General features: G+C 68.1%; 18 protein-coding genes and 1 pseudogene. 4 read left to right on the forward strand and 15 right to left on the reverse strand.

Annotated features, from left to right (window positions below; genetic code table 11):
• Position 1: 1 nt before the first annotated feature.
• The 13 genes and pseudogenes from hypF to nicT all read right to left on the reverse strand — a co-directional run bounded on the left by hypF (position 2) and on the right by nicT (position 12,294).
• Entirely contained in the window at positions 2-2,347 is a 2,346-nt protein-coding gene (gene hypF / locus AWC17_RS22960) for a carbamoyltransferase HypF (protein ID WP_085165118.1), read from the reverse strand.
• A gap of 1 nt (position 2,348) precedes the next feature.
• Positions 2,349-2,615 (reverse strand): HypC/HybG/HupF family hydrogenase formation chaperone, encoded by a 267-nt coding sequence (locus tag AWC17_RS22965; protein WP_046184198.1) that lies wholly within the window; start codon positions 2,613-2,615, stop codon positions 2,349-2,351.
• Between the two features lie 3 nt (positions 2,616-2,618).
• A complete protein-coding gene (locus tag AWC17_RS22970; RefSeq protein ID WP_046184197.1) occupies positions 2,619-3,116 on the reverse strand; it encodes a hydrogenase maturation protease in 498 nt (165 codons plus the stop codon).
• Between the two features lie 18 nt (positions 3,117-3,134).
• Positions 3,135-3,254 carry a DUF6893 family small protein gene (locus AWC17_RS34240; protein WP_372517404.1) on the reverse strand — a complete coding sequence of 40 codons (120 nt, stop codon included), beginning with the start codon at positions 3,252-3,254 and terminating at the stop codon, positions 3,135-3,137.
• Positions 3,245-4,592, reverse strand: a pseudogene (locus tag AWC17_RS22975) (hypothetical protein); the annotation flags it as partial. The gene AWC17_RS34240 and the pseudogene AWC17_RS22975, both read right to left, overlap by 10 nt.
• Positions 4,589-5,239: a DUF6084 family protein gene (locus tag AWC17_RS22980; RefSeq protein WP_085165121.1), complete on the reverse strand. Its 651-nt coding sequence runs from the start codon at positions 5,237-5,239 to the stop codon at positions 4,589-4,591. The gene AWC17_RS22980 and the pseudogene AWC17_RS22975, both read right to left, overlap by 4 nt.
• Positions 5,236-5,871 carry a DUF5947 family protein gene (locus AWC17_RS22985; RefSeq protein WP_046184194.1) on the reverse strand — a complete coding sequence of 212 codons (636 nt, stop codon included), beginning with the start codon at positions 5,869-5,871 and terminating at the stop codon, positions 5,236-5,238. Before AWC17_RS22985 ends, AWC17_RS22980 begins: the two co-directional genes overlap by 4 nt.
• Positions 5,868-6,785, reverse strand: a complete 918-nt coding sequence (locus tag AWC17_RS22990; RefSeq protein WP_046184193.1) for a NifU family protein — start codon at positions 6,783-6,785, stop codon at positions 5,868-5,870. The genes AWC17_RS22985 and AWC17_RS22990 overlap by 4 nt, the downstream gene beginning before the upstream one ends.
• 3 nt (positions 6,786-6,788) lie before the next feature.
• Positions 6,789-8,588: a nickel-dependent hydrogenase large subunit gene (locus AWC17_RS22995; protein WP_047321729.1), complete on the reverse strand. Its 1,800-nt coding sequence runs from the start codon at positions 8,586-8,588 to the stop codon at positions 6,789-6,791.
• 81 nt (positions 8,589-8,669) lie between these two features.
• Positions 8,670-9,725, reverse strand: a complete 1,056-nt coding sequence (locus tag AWC17_RS23000; RefSeq protein ID WP_047321730.1) for an NADH-quinone oxidoreductase subunit B family protein — start codon at positions 9,723-9,725, stop codon at positions 8,670-8,672.
• A gap of 225 nt (positions 9,726-9,950) precedes the next feature.
• Complete coding sequence (gene hypB, locus AWC17_RS23005; RefSeq protein WP_047321771.1) at positions 9,951-10,721, reverse strand: hydrogenase nickel incorporation protein HypB; 771 nt, start codon at positions 10,719-10,721, stop codon at positions 9,951-9,953.
• A gap of 28 nt (positions 10,722-10,749) precedes the next feature.
• Positions 10,750-11,085: a hydrogenase maturation nickel metallochaperone HypA gene (locus AWC17_RS23010; RefSeq protein WP_047321731.1), complete on the reverse strand. Its 336-nt coding sequence runs from the start codon at positions 11,083-11,085 to the stop codon at positions 10,750-10,752.
• A 93-nt stretch (positions 11,086-11,178) separates the two neighbouring features.
• Positions 11,179-12,294 carry a Nickel transporter NicT gene (gene nicT, locus AWC17_RS23015; protein WP_085165122.1) on the reverse strand — a complete coding sequence of 372 codons (1,116 nt, stop codon included), beginning with the start codon at positions 12,292-12,294 and terminating at the stop codon, positions 11,179-11,181.
• Positions 12,295-12,471: 177 nt separating this feature from the next.
• On the opposite strand from nicT, the gene AWC17_RS23020 reads away from it, so the two are divergent.
• Positions 12,472-12,942 carry a Fur family transcriptional regulator gene (locus AWC17_RS23020; RefSeq protein WP_141224734.1) on the forward strand — a complete coding sequence of 157 codons (471 nt, stop codon included), beginning with the start codon at positions 12,472-12,474 and terminating at the stop codon, positions 12,940-12,942.
• Between the two features lie 2 nt (positions 12,943-12,944).
• On the opposite strand, the gene mtr is transcribed toward AWC17_RS23020, so the two are convergent.
• Positions 12,945-14,324, reverse strand: a complete 1,380-nt coding sequence (gene mtr, locus AWC17_RS23025; RefSeq protein ID WP_085165124.1) for a mycothione reductase — start codon at positions 14,322-14,324, stop codon at positions 12,945-12,947.
• Positions 14,325-14,328: 4 nt separating this feature from the next.
• The gene (locus AWC17_RS23030; RefSeq protein WP_046184185.1) at positions 14,329-15,354 is read right to left on the reverse strand and encodes an alpha/beta hydrolase; all 1,026 of its coding nucleotides are present in this window, start codon (positions 15,352-15,354) and stop codon (positions 14,329-14,331) included.
• A 109-nt stretch (positions 15,355-15,463) separates the two neighbouring features.
• Between AWC17_RS23030 and mqo the strand changes: the two genes are divergently transcribed.
• The 3 genes from mqo to AWC17_RS23045 are packed head-to-tail and all read left to right on the forward strand — an operon-like array spanning position 15,464 to position 19,352.
• Entirely contained in the window at positions 15,464-16,966 is a 1,503-nt protein-coding gene (mqo, locus tag AWC17_RS23035) for a malate dehydrogenase (quinone) (protein WP_082123035.1), read from the forward strand.
• Positions 16,963-17,490 (forward strand): GNAT family N-acetyltransferase, encoded by a 528-nt coding sequence (locus tag AWC17_RS23040; protein ID WP_046184184.1) that lies wholly within the window; start codon positions 16,963-16,965, stop codon positions 17,488-17,490. Before mqo ends, AWC17_RS23040 begins: the two co-directional genes overlap by 4 nt.
• Positions 17,487-19,352 (forward strand): magnesium chelatase subunit D family protein, encoded by a 1,866-nt coding sequence (locus tag AWC17_RS23045; RefSeq protein WP_085165126.1) that lies wholly within the window; start codon positions 17,487-17,489, stop codon positions 19,350-19,352. Before AWC17_RS23040 ends, AWC17_RS23045 begins: the two co-directional genes overlap by 4 nt.

Here is a 19,352-nt window from a genome sequence, read left to right on the forward strand (position 1 = left end):
CTCAGCCCTCCTCCTGCGCGGTCAGCATCGAGATCGCGGCCTGACCCAGTGCGAGCCCGCCGTCGTTCGCCGGAACGGCGCGGTGGGTCAGTACCTCGAATCCTGCCAGCCGCAACCGCTGACGACACGCGTTCAGCAACAACACGTTCTGGAAAACGCCGCCGGTGAGGCCCACCAGCCGGATGGCGCCGGCCACTTGACCGACCGCCTTGGCGACGGCGTCCGCGACAGCGTGGTGGAAAGCCGCGGCCAGCAGCGCGGGCCGCGTGCCCGCGTATAGCGCCGACACCAATGTCTGCACCATGGGGGCGGGATCGATCACCCCGTCGGCACCCACCATGAGCGGCAGCGACGGCCCGGCCACCGCACCCGCCGACTCCGCCAGCGCCTCCAGCTCGATGGCGGCCTGGCCTTCATAGTCGATGCGGTGCCGCACGCCCAGCAACGAGGCGACCGCGTCAAAGAGGCGACCCATGCTCGAACAGGGAACGCATCCGGTTCCCGTCTCCAATTGCGCATGGGTGACGCGTAATTCGTCCGGGGTTGCCGCCGCGACGGGCGCCAGGTCGGGGGTCCAGTCGATGCCGGCCGACCACAACTGCGACAGGGCCATCCGCCACGGGTTGCGGACCGCCGCATCACCGCCTGGCAGTGGCACCGGCAACAGGTGGCCGGCCCGGACAAATCGGTGGCTGTCGCTCCCGAGCCGGAGAATTTCGCCGCCCCAGATGGTCTGGTCGCATCCGTAACCCGTGCCGTCGAAGGAGACTCCGACGACGGGTTCGCCGATGCGCCCGTGCTCGGCCAGCAGCGACACCACGTGCGCGTGGTGGTGCTGAATGAGGTCAAGCGGCCGGCCGTCCGCGCGGCGCTCCGCCCAGCTTCGGGTGTGATACCCCGGATGCAGGTCGGCGGCCAAACGCGACGGAGCGCCGCGTATTTCGCTGAGCTGGCTCACCGCCCGCTCGAACGCGCGCAGCGTCTCCCAGGTGCCCATGTCGCCGATGTGCCCGGACAGGTAGGCCCGCGAGCCGTCGGTGAGGCAGAAGGTGTTCTTCAATTCCCCGCCGACGGCCAGCACCGCCGGCCCCGCGAGATTCAAGTCGACCGGCAGCGGTGCGTAGCCACGGGACCGGCGGATCGGCAGTTCGGTGCCGCTTTCCCGGTCTCTGACGATGCGCACCACCGAGTCGTCGCACGGGACGTGGATCGGGCGGTCGTGGTCGAGGACCGCATCGCACAACGCCGGAAGTCGCTGTGCTGCATCGTCATCGGTGAAGCAGATGGGCTCGTCGGATCGGTTGGCGCTGGTGAGCACCAGCGCGTCGGGCACGGGCGTGGCGGCGGCGGGCACGGGCGCCAGCAGCAGGTGATGGACGGGGGAGTACGGCAGCATCAGCCCGAGCAATGGGCTCCCGGGCGCGACGGCGTCGGCGACCGGCGCTTCGGGCCGGCGGCGCAGCAAGACGATCGGGCGGGCCGGACTCGACAGGACCGCGGCCTCGCTGTCGTCGACGTAGGCATAGCGGCGCGCGACGTCGAGGTCACGGACCAGCATGGCAAACGGCTTGGCGCCGCGGGCCTTTCGCGCTCGCAGCGCGGCGAGCGCCTCGCCGTCGCTGACCGTGCAGGCCAGGTGGTAGCCGCCGACGCCCTTGATGGCGACCACCGCCCCCGCGGCCAGCGCGCGTTGGGTGGCCGCCAGCGCGGCGTCCGAACCGTCGACGCGCCCGGTCGCCGACCGGAACCACAGGGACGGCCCGCAATCGGGGCAGGCGATCGGCTGGGCGTGGAACCGGCGATCCGCCGGGTCGTGGTATTCGGCGGAGCAGCGCTGACACATGGCGAAGCCCGACATGGTGGTGGCCGGGCGGTCGTAGGGCAGCCCGCGGATGATGGTGAATCGCGGCCCGCAGTTGGTGCAGGTGACGAAGGGGTGGCGGTAGCGCCGGTCGCCCGGGTCGAAGAGCTCGGCGACACAGTCGTCGCACACCGCGATGTCGGGCGGAATCGGCGTCGTACCGCCGGGGACCGCCCGGCTGGCCACTATCCGGAACTCCCGTCCGCAGCCGGCGGCGGCGACGAGGTCGCTGACCGTGACGTCGCTGATTCGGGCCAGCGGCGGCGTCTCGGCCCGCAAGCGCCGGCCGAATTCGGCGATGCGCGCGCGTTCGCCCTGCACCTCGAGGAAGACCGCGCCCGAATCGTTGCCGACGAACCCGGACAGCCCGAGCTCGGTCGCGATGCGGTGGACGAAGGGCCGGAAGCCAACCCCCTGCACAACACCGGTCACGGTGAAGCGCTGCCGAACGTCGTCATGCCCAAGCAGCAGGGGGGACGGGGTCATCTCAGCCGCCCTCCGGGAAGTCGAAAGGATCCGTGCGGCCCCTGCCCATCAGCTCCAGGCCGGCCAGCGCCTGCTCGGCGCCCGCCCGGTCCGTCTTCTCGACGGCGAAGCCCATATGGATGATGATCCAGTCGCCGGGGGCGAACGTCTCTTCCGGCAGCATGCCGACGTTGACCTTGCGCTGTTCGCCGGTGACGTCGACCAAGGCGAGCTGCCCTTCGTAGCCGTCCAGCATCCGGATCACTTGGCCGGGGATCCCTAAACACATGACTCAGCGGCCCTCTCGGCTGGTTGCGACCGAGTGCGCCTGCAGCGCCGCGACGATCTCCTCGACGGCCCGTGCGGCGCGCGGCACGGCTTTGGCCACGGGCTCGGTGAGGCCGATGCCCTCCTCGACGCTGCCCGCCTCGCACCCGACGACGACCGTGTAGGGCGGGTTGCCGCCCAGCGCCCGCAGGCTGGCGAACACCGCGGCCGGATCCATGCTGTGGCCGTCGAAACCCGCCGCGGCCGAATCCGATTCATGGTCGGCCTGGAAGACATGCAACGTGCCGGGGCTGCCACGGCTGGGGACGGCGTCGACGAGGACGAGCGTGTCCCATTCCTCGAGCAGGTCGTAGGCCAGGTGCATGCCGCTGATGCCGTAGTCGGTGACGCGGACACTCGAATCGTCCTGCGGGATCTCGGCGTTGCGGATCACTTCGGATCCGAAGCCGTCGTCGCCCAGGAAGATGTTACCGATGCCGGCTACCAGGATGCGCGCTGTCATCTCCGCTGCCCGAGCAAGTTACATCCGCCTCAGCTTCAGGTAGCGGCGCGCATCGGGCAGGGATACCACCCCCAGCACCAATCCGACCACGAGCACCAACGCGATGATCGCGACGAATATCCAACCCAAGACCTCCATCTCGAACTCCTTTCACGAGTTTGCCGGGCTGCGTTGAGCTTCCAGGGGCTCGATTTCGTCCGGGGAGAAGTACAGGTAACGGCCGTACCAGTCGTGCAGGTCGGCGGCCGGGTCATCGTCGACGACGACCCCGACGTGCTTGTTGCCCTCGACGTCCTCGTGCACCGAGGTGACGCGGGCGGTCTTGCCGGCGACGAAGATGTCCTGCGCGTCGGCGTTGCGCCTCGGTCGCAACCGGACCTGGCTGCCGCGCGCAACCCGGACCCCGTTCACCAGCACCGCATCGATTTCCGGACGGACCGCGTTGTCGGCCAGCGGATCCCACCAATCGACCCCCTCGGGTATCTCCGGGACCAGACCCCGGATCGCGTGGGGATCGCGCAGCACACCGTGCAGGCGCGCCATCGCCTCGGGCGACATCGCGTCACACTGGTCGATGATCCGCGCCGCTCGCGGGTCCGTGGCCCGGGCCTGCGCCTTCTCCTCGTCCGTCATGGTCATCACGCGCAGCGTGAGGATCTCGTCGATCTCCGTGCAGTCATAGAGGGCGGTGTCGCTCTGCTCGGCGACCTCGGGGTGGTCGTAGAGGATGATCGGCGAGATCAGCAGCAGTTCGTGGGTGCCGGGTGGGCCGGCCAACACCGGGAAGCAGCGGTGCTGGCTGCACCGGGACACCGCATCGGCCGCCGCCGGCGGCGGCTCGAGCAGCGAGACGAACTGCCCGCCGTCGAGTTCCGCGATGAGGTGCGTCCCGATCATGGACCGCGCGATCGAGTCGTTCTTGTCTACGGCGCTGTCGCCGCCGTTGCTGACCCGCACCGACACCCGGCACAGGTCGCCGTCCGCCTCGCCGGCGACCGTCAGCAAGCCACGCACCTCCCGTCGTTGGCGCACGAGGCGCCCGCCATCGAGGAATTCGATGTCGGTGCCCGCGTCCGCCGTCACCGACAGTGTCCACGGCCGGCCGTCCAAGGCGACAGGGCCGAAGGACCTCTCGCATTCGACCGCCTCGTCCCAGGTGAGCCACGCCCCGTCCGCGGTCGTCAGCTCGTCGACGGGTTGGTATTGGCCGTGGGCGACTTCGCGCTCGGCCCGGCGGTGCTGCAATTGCAGGAACCGCACCATCAGACTCAGCTCCCGGGCCCCATCGACCAGGAACTGCGCCGCCAGCGCGTCATCCTCACCCAGGCCCGCGTCCGCGGCCCCGGGCGGCCCCAAAACGCCGAATTGCCAGCGAGATTGGTTCTTGCTAGACGTTCCGCGGTACGGGTAGAGCAAGTAGCCCTCGTAAAGTACCGCGTCGGCGACGGCGCGGGCCCGGTCCCGATCCTCGGTCACCGCGCCGTCTCCCGGTCCGCGTCCAGCAGTGAGGTGATCGCGTGGTCGAGGTCCAGCAGGCCGTGCGCCGACTTGTAGGCGGCCAGCGCGGCGATGGTTTCGTGACTCAGCCGCAGCCAGCCGGCGTTCGGGTAGTGCTGGGCGATCAGCTGCCGCCAGACCGCGACCGGCATATCGTAGCGGTATTCACAGTCCCACGGGATTTGCTGGACGGAAAACCCGCGTTCGGACTTGACGAAAATCGTTCCGCTGAAGAGGAATTGGAGGGGCAGCGTGCCGTCGCGCAACGCGTGCAGGTATTTGGCGGCCGCGACCTCGAAGTCGTAGGTGCAATCCAGCGGCAGCGCCGCCGTCGTGTTGCCGGTGAATCCCTGCACCATCGCGGTGCAGTGCTGCCAGAGGAAGGTGCGCTGGGTGCTCGCCCAGCGTTCGCGCGGGCCGAACAGGTCCGTCAACCCGGCGGCTTCGTCGTCGGAGTAGGACCGTCGCAGCGGCTCGATGCGGACCTGGCAGCGCAGGGCGATCGCGTGCACCGGGTCCCCTCCATCAGGGCCGGCGGTGGCCACGGCGACGCGCGCGGTCAGCACCGGACTGACGGTGTACGGTTCGGGTGCTACGTCAAGGACCGCGAAGTCGACGTCCATCATGGCGGTGTTTCAGGTTCTTTTACGGCGCGGGCTTCGAGGTGGGAAAAGAAGCCGTCGATGAACTCGCGCGCCTCCTGCCCTCCGTCGAACCCACGCCACAGCATGCGCAGCCGCCCGACGAATTCGTAGCAGGCGTCGATGGGGACCAGATAGCTCTGCGGCGGACCGGATTCGGGGACCCGGACCAACAGCGCCTCCACGTCGTCGGCCAGCAGGCCCACCCGTGCGTCGGCGTCGCTGAGGGCGTCCCAAACGTCGAGCGGCAGCTCGGATTCGCATGCCCCGGCGGGGCCGGGGTAGAAGGCGACGGTGCGCCCGAGGGCGGAGTTGGTGAAGAAGAAGGCGACGCCCACCGGGATCTGCAGCGCCTCCCAGCCGCGGCGGTCCAGCGCGAAGCCGGGGAAGGACAGATACCGGTCGGGCACCGCGCGGTAGCGGAGTTCGGCCCGGGAGTCGGTGAACAGCAGATAGCAGGCGCGGCATACGCACATGAGTTGCCGGTCAACGACATTCACGACGTGCTGGTGTTCGTCGGCGATCAATTCCGAGCACATCTCGCACCGCTCGCCGGCCGGTTCGGGGGCCGGGCGGTTGCTGCGGATGCGGGTGAGGACCTCGTACGGGGTCGTCATGCGCCGGCTCCCATCGGTTCGGCCAGTGCCACCGATGGCACCCCGTCGCGAAGCAACAGGGGGAGCGGCTCGAGGTGAGTTCCGTTGGGGCCGGCACCCGCGTGCACGATGTCGAACTGGGTGCCGCAGCGCGGGCAGCCCAGCAGTGTCTCGCGCAGTTGTGCACCCGCTAGCGATTCATCACACACCGGACAGTGGTCGCGGTAGACCAGTGGCAGGTCGCCGACTCTGCACACCAGCAGCGCGGTGCCCGAAACCAGGAACCCCGCAACGTCGCCGGGCTCCAGCTCGGCCAATTCGGGCACCGGATACCAGGTCGAGCCGTTCGAATGGCTGTGGCCATTCGAACGGAGGGGCGCCAGAAGTGAATCGGCGGGAATCACAGCCGGCTCGTGCGCAGGCTGGGCGGCCACCACCTCGATCGCCGAAATCTCCGGTGCCGCAGCCCGAACCGCGTCCTCAACGGCGAGCTCCAGCGTCACCGCCGACGACGGACAGCTCTTGCAGCTGCCGGCAAACGCCAACCGCACGGTATCGCCGTCAACTCCGATCAGGTCGACGTCGCCACCGTGCGAGCCCAGGTACGGCCGCACCCGGTCGAGCGCGTCGGACACCCGGCGGTGCACGCCGTGCGGGTGCAGGCCGTGGACAAGGAGCAGGCTGGCCACCAGGTCGTCGGTGGCCAGCCGCTCGGCCAGGTCAGGGCCTTGGCCGCCCTGAGCCAACAGCATGATCCGTTCCAGCGCGGCCCCGTAGAGCCCCACCACCTCGCGGACCAACTGCTGGGCGCGTTCCTGCGCGGCCGCGCCACTCGCCGCGCAGGAATCCAGGAGGGTCTGGATCCGATCGCCCGCCGTGCGCCATTGCGCTTCTTCGTCTGAGGTCATCAGGGCTTCCTCCGGGCGATCCGCCATGCGTCACTCCCCGACGGGCGACTGTGTTGGCGTGTGCAGTCTCTCCAGGGTCTTGCCCTTGCCCAGGTACATGTGCACGCCGCAGGGCAGGCACGGATCGAAGCTGCGCACCGTGCGCATGACGTCGATGCCCTTGAAGTTCTCCCGGCTGTTCTCCTCGAAGATCGGCTGACCCTGCACGGCGTCCTCGTACGGCCCCGGCGTGCCGTAGCTGTCACGCGGATTGGCGTTCCACGGCGTGGGCGGGTACGGGTGATAGTTGGCGATCTTGCCGTCCCGGATCACCAAGTGGTGGCTGAGCACGCCGCGCACCGCCTCGGTGAAACCGCACCCGATGGCTTCGTCGGGCACCTCGAACTTTTCCCACGTCTTGGTGCGGCCGGCACGGATCTCCTCGAGCGCCTTCTCGGCGAAGTGCAGCGCGCACGCCGCCGCGTAGGCCTGGAAGTAGGTGCGCGCCCGGTCCCGTTCGATCGTGTTGCTGCCGTGTTTGGGGACCTTCCACTCGAACTCGACCGGACCCTTGAGCGCGGTCTTGGGCAGGTTGATCTTGACGCTGTTGCCGGTCGCCTTGACGTAGCCGATGTCGACCAGGCCGGCCAGCGCGGTCGCCCACAACCGGGCCAGCGGGCCGCCCCCGGTGTCCAGCGCAAGGTGGTCCTTGCCGTCGAACCAGCGCGGCGACATCACCCAGCTGTACTTGCCGCCGTCCATGTCCCGCTTCTGCGGGTGCGGGTTGGTGTGCTGGTTCCACGGGTGTCGTCGATCCACCGCGTTGCCCAGCGGATCGGTCTTGACGAACATCTCCTGATCGGTCCAGTCGTCGTAATACGAACTGCCCAAAAGGATCCGGATGCCAAGGTTGATGTCCACCAGCGAGTGGGTGAGGAGTTTGCCGTCGACCACCACGCCCGGGGTCACGAACATGGCGTTGCCCCAGCGCTCCATGTCCTTGTACGCGAAGTTGCACACCTCGGGGTCCTGGAAGGAGCCCCAGCAGCCGAGCAGGGTGCGACGCAGCCCGACGTTCTCGTAACCGGGCAGCGCCTCATAGAAGAAGTCGAACAGGTCGTCGTGCATCGGCACGACCTTCTTCATGAACTCCACATAGCGCATCAGCCGGGTCATGTAGTCGGTCATCAACTGAATGGTCGCGACGGTGCCGACCCCGCCTGGGTACAGCGTGGACGGGTGCACGTGGCGACCCTCCATGAGGCAGAACATCTCTCGCGTCCAGCGGCTGACCGCCAGCGCTTCGCGGTAGAACTCGCCGGTGAACGGGTTAAGCGACCGCATGATGTCGGCGATAGTCCGGTACCCGTGCGCGCCGGCCTGCGGCGCGGGCGTCTTCTCCGCCAGGGACAGCACGCTCGGATTGGTCTCGGAGACCATCTTCTCGCAGAAGTCCACGCCGACCAGGTTCTCCTGGAAGATGTTGTGGTCGAACATGTATTCCGCGGCCTCGCCCAGGTTGACGATCCACTCGCCGAGGTGCGGCGGCTTGACCCCGTACGCCATGTTCTGCGCGTAGCACGAGCAGGTGGCATGGTTGTCGCCGCAGATACCGCAGATGCGGCTGGTGATGAAGTGGGCGTCGCGAGGATCCTTGCCCTTCATGAAGATCGAGTAGCCGCGGAAGATCGACGAGGTGCTGTGGCACTCCACGACTTCGCGGTTCTCGAAGTCGATTTTCGTATAGATGCCCAGGCTGCCCACGATCCTGGTGATGGGGTCCCAGGCCATGTCGACCAGTTGGCCGGGTTCCCGCTTGGCGTGGGTGGGCTCGGGAATGATGGTTGTCATCGCAATTCTTCTTCCCGCCGTGGGCTCTTAAGCCCGAGGGCTCAGATGCTGAGAACGAAGCGCGCCGACCCGGTAGGTGACCTACCAGGTGCGGCGCGCCCCAGTGGTGAGTTGGTTACCGCTGTGGCGCCACCGCGGTTCTTTGTCGACGGTGCGCGCCGTGATACCCCTCAAGCTACGAATCACGGTGCCGTACAGACCCGACGCGGCACTGGAGAACTTGCCGCCTGGCGGTTCGTCCATGAAAGGCATGAACTTGTCGGGGAAGCCGGGCATCGTGCATCCGATGCAGATCCCACCCACGTTGGGGCAGCCGCCGACGCCGTTGATCCAGCCCCGCTTGGGCACGTTGCATTTCACCACGGGACCCCAACAGCCAAGCTTGACAATGCATTTCGGCGATCCGTATTCGGTGGCGAAGTCGCCCTGCTCGTAGTATCCGGCCCGGTCACAACCTTCGTGGACGGTGCTGCCGAACAACCACGTGGGACGCAACGCGTCGTCGAGCGGAATCATCGGCGCCTGACCGGTCGCCATGTAGAGCAGATAGGTGAGCGTCTCCGACAGGTTGTCGGGTTGGATCGGGCAACCGGGCACGCACACGATCGGGATGCCGGCCTTGCTCTTCCAGTCCCACCCCAGGTAGTCGGGCACCCCCATCGCCCCCGTCGGGTTGCCGGCCATGGCGTGGATGCCGCCGTAGGTGGCGCACGTCCCGACCGCGACGACCGCGGTGGCCTTGGGCGTCAGCCGGTCGAGCCACTCGCTGGTGGTCATCGGCTGGCCGGTGGCCGGGTCGTTGCCGAACCCGCACCAGTAGCCCTCGTCCTTGATCTTTTCGTTGGGGATGGATCCCTCGACGACGAGCACGAAGGGTTCCAGTTCGCCGCGGTCGGCTTTGAAGAACCACGAGAGGAAATCGTCCGCCCCCCCGCTGGGCCCGCACTCGAAATCGATTAGCGGCCAGTGCACGGCGACCTTCGGCAGCCCGGGCAGAGCGCCCAGGGCAATCTCCTCGACCGTGGGTTGGGTGGCGGCAGTCAACGCCACCGAATCGCCGTCACAACTGAGCCCCGCGTTAATCCATAGGACATGGATCAATGTTTCTTCTGCTTTGACTGCTGCTTCTGTTGGCATGCTGCAGCTTTCCGGAGCCGGGCTGAGGCCCCTGCGCTGCCGGAGTCGACCGTCGGCCCACTTGCACAGCGCTAATTTTTGGGTCTACTCCTCACCGCCGGGTGTGTCAACGTTTCTGCAGCATCAACTAGTTAGACAACCGTTGCATAGCCTTTCGTGCGCTGCATGAGCAATCGGTGGCGGGTAGATAGCCCGCCGTCATGCGAAGCGCTTGCAAGACGGCCGTTAATCCGGCGGTTCGCCGGCGAACCTTCGCAGCCAGCCGAACCAGGCGCCCATCCCGGCCCCGGTGCGCGCACTGAGCGGCAGGATGGTCGCCGCCGCATTGACCTTGCGCACGTGGGCGATGTACGTGTCGACGTCGACATCGAGGTACGGAACCAAGTCAATCTTGTTGAGTAACACCACATCCACCGAGCGGAACATCACCGGATACTTCAGCGGCTTGTCCTCGCCCTCGGTCACCGAGTAGACCATGGCCTTGGCGTGCTCGCCGACGTCGAACTCCGCCGGGCAGACCAAATTGCCGACGTTCTCGATGATCACCAGGTCCAGCGCGGGCAGGTCCAGCCCCGGCAGTGCGCGGTTCACCATCGGCGCATCCAGATGGCACTCGCCGCCAAAACCGTTGCTGGTGTTGAGCAGTGACACCTGGGCGCCGCGACCGCTGAGCTTGGCCGCGTCCAGATCGGTGGCGATGTCGCCTTCGATCACCCCGATGGCGAGCTCACGGGCGAGCTCGTCGAGCGTGGCCTGCAGGATGGTCGTCTTGCCCGATCCCGGCGAGCTCATCAGGTTGAGGGTGCGCACCCCGTTGCTCTCGAATGCCGCCCGGTTGGCATCGGCGAGCAGGTCGTTCTCCGCGAAGATCGCCTCCAGCACGTCGACACGCTGCTTTCCGGTCTGGTACTGGCCGTGGTCGCCGTGCCGGTGATCCGGATCGTCGTGCTCGTGGGTGTGCACGGTTCCGTCGTCATGCCGATGAAATCTACCCATGGTCAAGTCCGTTCGGAACAAGCGTGTTTCATGAGACATCCAGCGACGTCACCAAGAATTCGTTGCCGCGCAACACCTCGACGTCGGAGCTGTCGCACTGCGGGCACCAGATCGACCAGGCCGACGTGATCTCCGATCGCCGGCCGCACGCGCGGCAGCGCACCTCGGCGCGGACGCACTCGAGTTCCAGCTCGGCCTCGGGCATGTTCTCGGCGTCCCGCACGAGCGTCCAGCAGAACGACAGCGATTCGGGCACCACCTGGCGAAGCGCCCCGATCCGCACGCGCACCACGTCGACGCGCCGACCGTCGGCATGCGTCTTGACCACACCGGCGATCGCTTCGCACAGTGACAGCTCATGCACCGCCGATCACCGCCGTCCGCCCGCAGCGAGGCTCATGAGCACTGTTCTACACCCCAACGCACCGGATGCGCAGCAATCCTCCGGGTGACCCTCTCAGGACGGAGTCCACTTCTGTTCGAGGCGGCCGTAGCGCCAGACGAGCAGGGCCACCGCCCAGGTGATGACGAACGTGCCCACGACGAAACAGCCGACGGCGTTGAGGTCCAGCCCGCCGATCCAGCTCCAGAACGCGCCCCGCCAGCCGAACTGCTCGGCGAACAGGGTGAGTAGTTCCACGCTGCCGATCAGCAGCGCGACGACCACCGACAGAGCGGTGGTGGTGATGTTGTAGAAGATCTTGCGCAGCGGGTTGGAAAAGGCCCAGCCGTAGGCGAAGTTCATGAACGAGCCGTCGATGGTGTCCAGCAGGCACATGCCGGCGGTGAACAGCACGGGCAGACACAGGATGGCGTACCAGGGTAACCCGGCGGCCGCGCTGGTGCCCGCCAGAACCAACAGCGCGATCTCGGTGGCCGTATCGAAGCCGAGCCCGAACAGCAACCCGACGGGGTAGGCGTGCCACGACTTGGTGATCGACTTGGTGAAGCGGCCGAGGAATCGGTTCATCAGGCCCCGGTTGTCCAACTGCCGTTCCAGTTCGGCCCCGTCGGTTTCGGGGTCGTAGTCGCCGCGGCGCAGCCGCGCGAACACCCGCGCGATGCCCACCAGCACGACGACGTTGAGAAGGGCGATCGCATAGAGGAACACACCGGAGACGCCGGTACCGATCAGGCCCGTGAGGTGATGCAGCGCCGAGGAGTCGTCTCGGATCGGTCCGACGATCGTCTTGACGCCGGACGCCAGCAGGACCGCCAGTCCGAAGACCACCGTGGAATGGCCCAGCGAGAAGAAGAACCCGACGGCCAGGGGGCGCTGCCCGTCGTTCATCAGGTTGCGGGTGGTGTTGTCGATGGCGGCGATGTGGTCGGCGTCGAACGCATGCCGCATGCCCAGGGTGTAGGCCGTCAGCCCGATGCCGACGCCAAATGCCTTGCCGCCGAAGCTGAGTTGGGCGGGGCTCACCAAAACCACCAGGGTGAGCCAGCCGACCACGTGGAGCGCGACGATGATCGCCAGCATCGCGGCCAGGCGCCACCACTCCGCCGGCGTCAAGGCGCTGCGAAGCTTGGTGGTCCATGACGGGCGCCAGTCGAGCTCGGTACTGGCCACTGGAGTCCTCCCGGCATCGGGCAAGGGAACTACCGGCACGACTGTAAGTGCCGTCGTCGACTAGGTGCAAGTGGGTTGCAGGAATGACGGTGAACGACGCGGGGCCAGTTCGGCGGAAAGCTGGCGCGCCCAGCTGGGCGGCGCGACACTGAACGGGTGACGCCCAAGCCGTCGGCGATGGACCCGTCCGAAACCGCCCGGATCGGCGATCTGCTGCGCGCCAGGGGGCTGCGGCGGATGTCGTCGCGGATCCAGGTGCTGGCGGTCCTCGAGCCGATCGACGGGCACCTGCCGGTGGCGGAGATCCACAGACGGGTGCAGGCGTGTCTGCCGCACGGCGCCCACGCTCCCGATGTGGCAACCATCTATCGCACGGTGACCACCCTGGTCGGGCAGGGCGTGCTGCACGCGTTGACCCTCGACGGCGGTGTCACCACTTACGGGATGGCCACCGCGCCGCACCACCACGCCGTGTGTACCGAATGCGCCTCGATCATCGAGGTGCCCGCCCGGCAGCTCAGTTCGGCGCTCGAACACGCGATGGCGGGCAGCTCGTTCACACTGTCCGAGGCCGCGGGCCTGACGCTGCACGGACTGTGCCCGCAGTGCCAAGCGGACAAACGGCCGCATAAACGTTCAGGGCGCTGACCTCAGTACAGATCCAGTAGCGCGTTCTCGACCACTTCGGGCAGCGCCGGGTGAATCCAGTATTGGCCACGGGCCATCTCCGGGGCGGTCAGCCCGAAGCTCATCGCCTGGATCAGCGGCTGGATGATCGACGACGCCTGGGGGCCCATGATGTGCGCGCCCAGTAGGCAGCCGGTCTTCCGCTCGGCAATCAATTTGACTATCCCGGAGGTGTCCTCCATCGCCCAACCGTAGGCGACGTCGCCGTAGTTGTGTATCGCGACCGAGATGTCGAACCCCCTTGCAATGGCCTGGTTTTCGGTCAGGCCGACGGCCGCCAGCTGAGGGTCGGTGAACACCGCCGACGGCACGAAGCGGTGATCGGTGGTGACCATCGACTCGGTGTCGTCCCACTCGCAGAGCACATTGTGCCGCACGACTCGGGCCTCGTGGTTGGCGACGTGCTTGAGCTGGTACGGCGAGGAGACATCGCCGAGGGCGAAAACGCCACGGGCCGAGGTCCTTTGGTATTCGTCGACCACCACCCGGCCATTCTCGACATCGACACCGGCCTGTTCGGCGTCCAGCAGGTCGGCGTTGGACACCCGCCCGGTCGCGACCAGCAGCAGGTCGGCGTTCAGCGTGGACCCGTCGTCGAGCCGCAGGGCGACACCGGAGCCGTTGTTGGTGCCGCCCACGACGTTGCGATGCGTACGCAGTTCCCATTTGGCCGCGGCGATGCGGGTGAAGCGTTTGCAGATGGTGTCGTCGCAGTGCCGCAGCAGCGTGCCGCCCCGGATCACCAGCGTCACCCGCACGCCGAGCGCGGAGAAGACATGGGCGAATTCGGCTGCCACGAAGCCACTTCCGACGATGACCAGGTGCTCGGGCAACTCCGGGATCCGCATGATCGTGTCGCTGGTGTGATAGGCGACGCCGCAGTCGAGAATCGCGGGGGGGATCACCGGACGCGACCCCGCCGCGATCACCACCTGATCGGCGGTGAATTCGTCACCGGCGTCGGTGCGCAACAGGTAGCGCCCGTCGGGCTGAACGGGCCCGAACCGGGTGTGCTGGCTGTACAAGTCGACGTTGGGTGCCGCGCGGCGGTAGTCTTCGCCGCTCATCGAGATCGGGTCGATCCGCCCGAAGATGCGCGAGACGATGTCGTCCCAGCGCACCCTGTCGACGTGCGCGTCGACCCCGTAGCGCGCCGCCTCCCGGATAGTCGCGGCGACCTCGGCGGCGTAGACGAACATCTTGGTCGGGATGCACCCGACGTTCAGGCAGGTGCCGCCGAACGTGCCGTGCTCGCACAGCGCCATCCGCTTGTCAACGAAGCGATCATCGAGAATGCTGTTGCCCGAACCGGTTCCGATGATCGCGATGTCGTACGTCTCCACCTGGTCACCCCCTTCTCGAAGAGGGCTGGGTGCGATGGGTGTCGAGGTAGTCATTCAGCCAGAGGTCGAGCTGGCGATAGGCCGCCTGCCGCGGCTGCGGCAGCGACAGGAAGACGTCGTGTTTGGCGTCGCCGATCGGAACGATGGTGCTGCGATTCCCGATGCAGCCGGCCCGCCTGGCGATCTGGGTCACGTCGAGCACCGCGTCTCCGCACTGCATCGACGCCGGGTCGCTGGTCTCCCGGACGGTGTGATCCGAGCGCAGGATCAGGTTCGGCACCCCGACGTCGAGCCCGCGGTGCAACCGGGCGTGGCCGCGGCGGATGGCGTGCAGCCAGCCGAGCGTGATGGGGAAGCCACCCAACGGTTTCCACTGCAGGTCGTAGTCGAACTCGCCGTGGTAGTCGCGGTGCAGGGTGGTTCCGTAACCGCCCTCGGTGGGTGTCCGGACCACCCCCTTGGACCGCACCCGGGACAGGCCCGCGATCAGCGCCGAGGTCACCGACAGGCGCAGGACCGCCGGGCCGTGCAGGTCCAGGAAGGGGCTGTTGAGCACCAAACCCCCGATGCCGGCGTGGGCCGCGGCATCGCGCCGGCGAAGCCGATCCAGCCACAGCGACACGATGAGCCCACCGGAGGAATGGCCGTACACCAAAACCTTGGCGGGGCGGTCGTGCTCGCGGATCGCCGCCAGGGCGTGTTCGAGTTCGGCGTCGTAGTCGTCGAGGTTGGTGATGAAGTGCGGCGTCTGACCGTCGCGGCGCGACCGGCCGCATTTCTGTAGGTCCAGCGCGTAGAAGGCAAAGCCCCGATCGGCGAAGTGATCGGCCAGCGCCGTGTTGAAGAAGTAGTCGGTGTAGCCGTGCACGGCCAGCACCGCGTGGCCCGCCCCCGCGGGCTCGGACGGTCCGGCGGGTTCGCCGCGCCGGATCAGCGTCGCGACGATCTCGCCCTCGCCGACCGGGTCGGACCCGAGCGGGATGGTGCGCTGCCAATAACCGGGCAGGACATCGGGCACCCAGCCAGTCACGAGGCCAGCTTAGAGGTTTTGCTGGTCATGGGGAGGCGCATGCCGTTCGTGCCCGCTTTGCCTCGGGATAGCCTGGGATCGGCACAGTCGAGGGAAGGACCAGGAGCAGGTGTCATCACCAGCCCGAACGGCACGGACGGACGTCGTGCTGGTGGGCGCGGGCATCATGAGCGCCACGCTGGGTGCGTTGCTGCGGCGGCTGCAGCCCGACTGGTCGATGACCGTTGTCGAGCGGCTGGACGCCGTCGCCGCGGAAAGCAGCAGTCCGTGGAACAACGCCGGTACCGGGCACTCCGCGCTGTGCGAGCTCAACTACACCCCGCAGCACCCCGACGGCTCGATCGACATCACCAAAGCGGTACGCATCAACGAGCAGTTCCAGGTGAGCCGGCAATTCTGGGCCCACGCCGCCGAGAACGGGATCCTGACCGACACCGGCTTCCTCAACCCGCTCCCGCATGTCAGCTTCGTGCGCGGCGCGCAGCGCGTCGACTTTCTGCGGCGCCGGCAGCAGGCATTGGCTGCCAACCCGCTGTTCGCCGGCACGGAATTCATCGACGACCCGCAAGAGTTCACCCGCCGGCTGCCGTTCATGGCCGCCAAACGCGACTTCTCCGAACCGACCGCGCTCAACTGGGCGCCCCACGGCACCGACGTCGACTTCGGTGCACTGGCCCGGCAACTCATCGGCTTCTGCGTGCAGGGCGGCGCGACGGCGCTGTTCGGCCACGAGGTCCGCAATCTGACCCGGCAATCGGACGGCAGCTGGACGCTGCTGCTCCGTAATCGGCGCACCGGTGAAAAGCACCGGCTGAACGCAAAATTCGTTTTCGTCGGGGCCGGCGGTGACGCGCTGCCGTTGCTGCAGAAGTCCGGCATCAACGAGGTCAGGGGCTTCGCCGGATTCCCCATCGGCGGCCGGTTCCTGCGCACCGACAACCCCGCACTCACCGCCGCACACCGGGCCAAGGTGTACGGCGTTCCGGCGCCGGGAGCCCCGCCGCTCGGCGCGCTGCACTTGGACCTCCGGTTCGTCCACGGCAAGTCGTGGCTGGTGTTCGGGCCGTACGCCGGCTGGTCACCGAAGTTCCTGAAACACGGCCGCCTCAGCGACCTGCCCCGCTCGGTGAAACCGGACAACGCCCTGTCCATGCTCGGGGTCGGCCTCACCCAGCTCACGCTGGTCAACTATTTGATCGCCCAACTGCGGCTGTCCGAACCGGACCGCATCCACGCGCTGCGCGAATTCGCCCCCGGCGCAGTGGGTTCCGACTGGGAGCTGACGGTGGCAGGCCAGCGCGTGCAGGTGATCCGGCGGGACAAACGCAAGGGAGGGGTGTTGGACTTCGGCACCACCATCCTGGCCGCCGCCGACGGCAGCATCGCTGGGTTGCTGGGAGGCTCCCCGGGAGCATCCACGGCCGTGGCGGCCATGCTCGAGGTGTTGGAGCGGTGCTTTGCCGGCCGCTATCGCTCCTGGCTGCCCGCGCTCAAAGAGATGGTGCCGTCACTGGGGGTGGAGCTGTCCCGTGAGCCGGCGTTGTACGACGAGGTGTGGTCCTGGGGTACCGAGGTGCTGCGGTTGAAGTCCGATTCGGGGGTTCGGTCATGAGTGAAGCATTGCGTCGGTCCTGGGCCAAAGACCTTGGCGCCCGGACCCTTTACGAGCTGCTCAAGTTGCGGGTGGAGGTGTTCGTGGTGGAGCAGGCCTGCCCGTACCCGGAGCTGGACGGGCGCGACCTGCTCGCCGAAACCCGGCACTTCTGGCTGGAGACGCCCGTGGGCGAGGTGATCTGCACGTTGCGGTTGATGGAGGAGCACGCCGGTGGCCGGAAGACGTTCCGGATCGGCCGGTTGTGCACCAAACGCGGCGCGCGGGGGCAGGGCCACACCACCCGGCTGCTGCGCGCCGCCCTGGCCGAGGTGGGCGACTACCCGTGCCGGATCGACGCGCAGACCTATCTGGCCGACATGTACGCGCAGCACGGGTTCGTTCGCGCCGGTGAGGATTTCGTCGATGACGGCATTCCGCACGTGCCGATGCTCAAGCCCTCACGCCCGCCTCCTCCTCAGGCCGATACCCGGCCTGCATCGTCGGCGGGCGGGCCGGGTTCCGGCCTGATGGAGCTCCCGTGAAGCCGTACCCGTTCAGCGCGATCGTCGGACACGACCAGCTGCGCCTCGCGCTGCTGTTGTGCGCCGTGCGCCCGGAGATCGGCGGCGCGCTCATCCGGGGGGAGAAGGGCACGGCCAAGTCGACGGCCGTGCGTGGTCTGGCGGCGTTGCTGTCCTCGGCTACCGGCGGCGAGAGTGCCGGCCTCGTCGAAATGCCGCTCGGCGCAACCGAAGACCGGGTCATCGGCTCGCTGGACCTGCAGCGGGTGCTGCGCGACGGGGAGCACGCGTTCTCGCCGGGGCTGCTGGCCCGCGCGCACGGCGGCGTGCTGTACGTCGACGAGGTCAACCTGCTGCACGACCATCTGGTGGACGTGCTGCTCGACGCCGCGGCGATGGGCCGGGTGCACATCGAACGCGACGGCATCTCGCATTCGCATGAGGCCCGGTTCGTGCTGATCGGCACCATGAATCCGGAGGAGGGCGAACTGCGTCCGCAACTGCTGGACCGGTTCGGGCTCACCGTCGACGTGCACGCCTCGCGTGATGTCGACGTGCGGGTGGAGGTCGTCCGGCAGCGGATGGCCTACGAGGCCGACCCGGACGCGTTTGCCGAGCGCTACGCCGACGCCGAGGCCGAACTGGCCCGGCGGATCGCCGACGCGCGGGCGCTCGTCGGCGAGGTGATGTTGCCGGACAACGAGTTACGGCGCATCGCGGCGGTGTGCGCGGCGTTCGACGTCGACGGGATGCGGGCCGATCTGGTGGTGGCCCGCACCGCCGCCGCGCATGCCGCTTGGCGTGGGGTCAAGTCCGTCGAAGAGCAAGACGTCCGGGTGGCCGCCGAGCTGGCGTTGCCGCATCGGCGCCGCCGCGACCCGTTCGACGACCCGGGCATCGACCGCGACCAGCTCGACGCGGCGCTGGCGCAAGCCGGCGGCGACGACCACGAGCCCGAGCCCGAGCCCGAGCCTCCGGGTGGTGGTCAGCCCACGGAAGAACCTGCGGGGCAATCGAACTCATCGGTTCCTTCGAAGCCACACCCGCCGAACTCGATGGGCGACAACCCGCCGAAACCCAGCGCGCCGCCGTCGAAGACCTTCCGCGCCCGGGCGCTGACGGTGCCCGGGGTCGGCGCGGGCGCGCCCGGACGACGGTCGCGGGCCCGCAACGCCACCGGCAGCGTGATCGCGGCCGCGGACGGCAACGACACGAATTCCGGCGCGCACGGGCTGCACCTGTTCGCCACCCTGCTGTCCGCCGCCGAGCGCGCCGGGGCCGGTCCGTTGCGGCCGGGACCGGACGATGTGCGACGGGCGATCCGCGAGGGACGCGAAGGCAACCTCGTCATCTTCGTCGTGGATGCGTCGGGCTCGATGGCGGCGCGCGACCGCATGGCCGCGGTGAGCGGCGCTACGTTCTCGCTGCTGCGCGACGCCTACCAGCGCCGCGACAAGGTCGCCGTCATCACGTTCCGCCAGCAGGGGGCGCGGCTGTTGCTGCCGCCGACGTCGTCGGCGCACATCGCCGGCCGGCGACTGGCTCGCTTCGACACCGGCGGCAAGACTCCACTGGCCGAAGGCCTGCTCGCCGCGCGTGAACTGATCGTTCGGGAGAAGGCGCGCGATCGGGCCCGACGTTCCCTGGTGGTGGTGCTCACCGACGGGCGGGCCACCGCCGGACCGGACCCGCTGGGCCGCAGCCGGGCCGCGGCCGCCCGATTGGTGGCCGAGGGCGCCGCCGCGGTGGTCGTGGACTGCGAAACGTCTTACATACGGCTGGGGTTGGCCGAGCAGCTGGCCCGCCACCTCGGCGCACCGGCCGTGCGCCTGGAGCAGTTGCACGCGGACTCTCTGACGCGCGCCGTGCGCAACGCGGCCTGA

Source organism: Mycobacterium nebraskense (assembly GCF_002102255.1).
GTDB lineage: Bacteria > Actinomycetota > Actinomycetes > Mycobacteriales > Mycobacteriaceae > Mycobacterium > Mycobacterium nebraskense.